The following is a 4118-nucleotide window of genomic DNA, read 5'->3' as shown; positions in this document are numbered from 1 at the left end:
GTGTATCCAAGGGTTGGAATTGAAAGCCGCGACAACGCAGGTTGTCCCCTTGGAAGATTTACAGAAATATTATCAGTTGAAGAAAGGTATCTACACAATCGCGCTCACAATGGAGTTATCGGTCTACCGAGATTTTTTGAAAAAGAAACACCCGGAAGTTATAGAATTAGAAGCAGAGATTAAACGGATTGAGGATGTGACCGATGCACATGTCTCCGCCGCCGACAAGCGTTCCGCAGTTAACGATATCCAGCAGCAGATTGAGTTCCTTGAAAAGAAGGACAAAGACATTTATCTCCCTGTTGAGTCGCTGCTCGGTAAGGCAATGCTTACCTCCAACAGTATTACAGTAAATATAGAATAACAGAGCGTCCGAGCACATCCCTATGTCGTCTATCGTGCGGCATCGTCTGCGGAGGAATTTCGATAAAAATCATGAAACTTTTCATCTTACTGATGACCAGTTTGGTGTTCATGTTATCAAGCATTTTTCATGTCTGGGCACAAGCCCCGAAGCGCGCCAAAATTGTGTTTACCTCTACCCGAAATAGTAACGCTGAAATCTATGTGATGAACGCTGATGGAAGCCAACAAATAAGATTGACGCATCACCCTGGAGACGATTTCGATCCGACCTGGTCACCAACGGGGGAACACATCGCTTTTGTCTCAGAACGAGGACAGAACGGGGTTTTTGATATCTATCTCATGGATGCCGATGGGAAAAATATACGCCCTGCATTTGACGAGTTGGACTATAGAACCGCGCCCGCTTGGTCGCCCGATGGCAAAAGAATCGCCTACCATACATACTCACCTATACCAGATTGGGCAGTATACTTCAACACAATAGAGGGAGGAACAGCAGAGCGTGTTTCCAAAGCAGGAATATACCCTGGCGGTTTCCCCGATTGGTCACCTGATGGGACTGAGATCGCCTTCACCGGAGGCAGCCGGACAGAATGGCGCATTTGGATTATTAACCTACAAACCCACGAGAAAGAGATACTTCTTCCAAAGATTAAGGAAGGTAACATGCAGGATCCTGCTTGGTCTCCTGATGGAAAAAAACTTGCTTTTTATTGGTGGAAGCCAGATGAGCAAAAGTCTTATATCTACATCGTCAATCGCGATGGTAAAAATCTTGAGAAGATAGTTGAAAATGCATCCAGAATGGTTGCATGGTCACCCGATGGGAAAGAACTGCTTTATCGAAAAACTGTTGCGGGCCAAAAACTGTTTTTTAAAATAAACTTAGACACTGGCACCGAAACCTTGCTCGCCCGCTTCGGTCAAACAATACGCCATGGACAAAATATAGGTTGGGACTGGTTTGATCCAAAAGTCTTGCCTGTTTCCCCGCAGCCACAGTCACTTACCACTGTTTGGGGTGAAATGAAAATTAAAGACTAAATGGAGGCTATTATGAAACGTCCATATTTTTTCCTTTTGTTGTGTAGCATTGGTTTCACGCTGCTTTGCTTCAGCGTTTGCCGTGTCCCGGCACAAGCCCCAACACGCGCTAAAATTGTGTTCGCATCCACTCGGAACGGCAATCACGGCAACGCTGAAATCTATGTGATGAATGCCGATGGCAGCCAACAGATACGATTGACGCACCATCCCAGAGACGATACCGATCCGACTTGGTCACCAAACGGCAAGCACATCGCTTTTGTCTCAGATCGAGAACATAAAGGGCTTCCCGACATCTACCTCATGGATGCCGATGGGAAAAATATACGCCGAGCTTTTGATGACTTGGAGTATAGAACCGCACCCGCTTGGTCACCCGATGGAACACAAATCGCCTATCGTACGTATTCACCCGTGCCGGACTGGGCAGTATACACCAAGACACTCGGTGGCGGTGAGGCAGAACGAATCGCTGAATCAGGAACCGGATGGAGCGGCTTTCCTGCTTGGTCACCCGACGGAACCGAAATCGCTTTCGTTAGTGGTAAATCCCCCGAATGGCATATTCGGATTATTAACCTAAAAACGCGTGAGGAAGATACACTCCTTCCAAAGGTCCAAGGAGACAATATGCTCTATCCGGCTTGGTCCCCTGACGGGAGACAACTCGCCTTTTCTATATGGAGATGGAATGCGGAACCGGGTATCTACACCATCCAACGCGATGGTAAAGCATGTGAAGAGATTGTTAAAAACGCGTTCGGAACACTCGCATGGTCACCCGATGGGAAAAAACTTCTCTATCCAAAGACAATTGACGGCTCAGACCTGTTGTTTAAAATAGACCTTGACACTCGCACCGAGACACTGCTCGCTCGCGTGGGGCCAAGTAAACATCGTAATGGCAACATAGGTTGGGACTGGTTTGATCCCAACACTTTACCTGTTTCCCCACAACCCCAATTACTTACCACGGTCTGGGGTAAAATGAAAGTTCAAAATTAAACGGAATTAGTCAGATAGTACTTGCAGAAATCTTAATTCGCTTGACGAAAAAAGTCAAGTGTTGTATACTATACATATCAACCTTCAAAGTTTACGTCCCAAATAGAAAAGGTTTCAATGATTTCCTTATCTGGTATTTCATGCAGATTCATTAAATCGTGTAACTTTTTAATGTAGTATGGAACTTCCCAAAGTGCTGGTGTTTCTAACCAAGGTTCATTATTCCATTTATCTCCTGAACCCATGGAATACATAGAAGTGCCACTAACATATCCTCTATCCATTAATTCTTTGTATTCTCTACTAATAGCATGAAATGTCATACGCTGATCGTCAGATAATTTTTTTAATCTTTCATCTGTCATAGAATGATAACTTACTGTGTCGCTTTCGCTTCTATTTAAAACGATAAGCCTTATTATACATAATTGTCGCCAAGACAGAAAATCCATTGTTTCTAAATATGAAAAAGCAGTGTGTTCATCTATATCAGCGTTAGAACTAAACCGAATATTTACATAAAATTTTGTAATATATTCACTTTTCTTTCCTTGAGTATCAGTAATAATTTGTCTTACCATATCTTCTACAAATTTCACATTATTATCATTCTCAAAATACCAATCGGCTCTAAGTGTTTCACCGCATTGTCGTTTTTTATCGTTATATTCTTGCCCCAAGCTAAACGAATTAAAAACTCGTTCAATTACGTGGTCAGGTTGGTTTAATACAACATGTCTAAATATACGAAGAAGTGCTGTTTTAGCTACACTCTTACCTAATATTCCTCCTGTTTTTAGAATAGGCTCAAGAATGTCTATATTTTGACTAATTTCTATTTCATTCATGGTTATCAGTTCCTTTTTATTTCTACGGGATTAGACGTTTTGGACTTGCAGAAATTTTCGCATAAGTAGTTTTGGGCTTCAAACGTTTATTAGGATATATCATCTCGCCTTTTTATTTCTTCTTTAGAATTTTCAGGGAGTTGGTTATATAGAGACTCTGTCTCTTTAGGTTGAGTGATTAACACATGAGCAATTGTGTTGATTATGTGAAAAAGATGTTGAACATTGGTCTTATCTTCAAAAATGATCAGCCCCGCATGTATAGCATTGTTTCCTGTTATCCTTAGTATATCCAAGGACTGCTGAATCTGTGGTGAAAGTCCTTTTTTAACCATGTTTCCTATAGACTCGTTAAGAGTGCCTTTCCCCCCTAAATGTTGGATCAGTTTTTCGGCTGCTAATCTCAATAAAGCACAAGCTGCTATAGATGATTGATGAGCTATTGCAGCAGCTTGTTCATAAATCTCTGTTATGTCATCTGGTAAATCACTGTTGGGGTGCGGAGCTGCTCTTAATTGTGGATATATAATCTGATTTTTCACCCAAAAAGTTGTGCTATCACATGCTGAACAGATAGAAGCACTAATAGTTTCTTCTTGAATATAGAAAAGGCCTCCGTCTTCATCATAAAGTTCTTCTATCCAAGCATGATTCGTAAAGATATTACAATGAGGACAGTTAAATTTCTCTTTGTTGTGTTCTGGCTGCTGATATTGAGAAGATTTCGTAATAGGTTCTAAAACGGAGTTCATAATACCTCGTATAAATCTATCCAATAAGTAATTTCGGACGTAGTAAAGTTCGTTCTCACAGGAAATATTATAGCATTTCTATGCTTTGTTAACAAGA

Annotated in this window: 5 protein-coding genes; 3 read left to right on the top strand and 2 right to left on the bottom strand. The window is 41.5% G+C overall.

Annotated elements, in window-relative coordinates; translation table 11 throughout:
* From OXH00_15035 to OXH00_15025, 3 genes are all read left to right on the top strand, one after another.
* The coding region (locus tag OXH00_15035; GenBank protein MCY3742327.1) for a hypothetical protein at positions 1-364 on the top strand (364 nt) is incomplete at its 5' end.
* 71 nt (positions 365-435) lie between these two features.
* Entirely contained in the window at positions 436-1413 is a 978-nt protein-coding gene (locus tag OXH00_15030; GenBank protein MCY3742326.1) for a hypothetical protein, read from the top strand.
* A gap of 12 nt (positions 1414-1425) precedes the next feature.
* A complete protein-coding gene (locus tag OXH00_15025; GenBank protein ID MCY3742325.1) occupies positions 1426-2421 on the top strand; it encodes a hypothetical protein in 996 nt (331 codons plus the stop codon).
* 77 nt (positions 2422-2498) lie between these two features.
* On the opposite strand, the gene OXH00_15020 is transcribed toward OXH00_15025, so the two are convergent.
* Positions 2499-3269 (bottom strand): hypothetical protein, encoded by a 771-nt coding sequence (locus OXH00_15020; GenBank protein MCY3742324.1) that lies wholly within the window; start codon positions 3267-3269, stop codon positions 2499-2501.
* Between the two features lie 89 nt (positions 3270-3358).
* Entirely contained in the window at positions 3359-4021 is a 663-nt protein-coding gene (locus tag OXH00_15015) for a DUF4145 domain-containing protein (protein MCY3742323.1), read from the bottom strand.
* Positions 4022-4118: the final 97 nt, after the last annotated feature.

Source organism: Candidatus Poribacteria bacterium, assembly GCA_026706025.1.
Lineage (GTDB): Bacteria > Poribacteria > WGA-4E > WGA-4E > WGA-3G > WGA-3G.
Note: the sequence above shows the minus strand (reverse complement) of the source record. Positions and strands in the feature narration are given on the sequence as shown.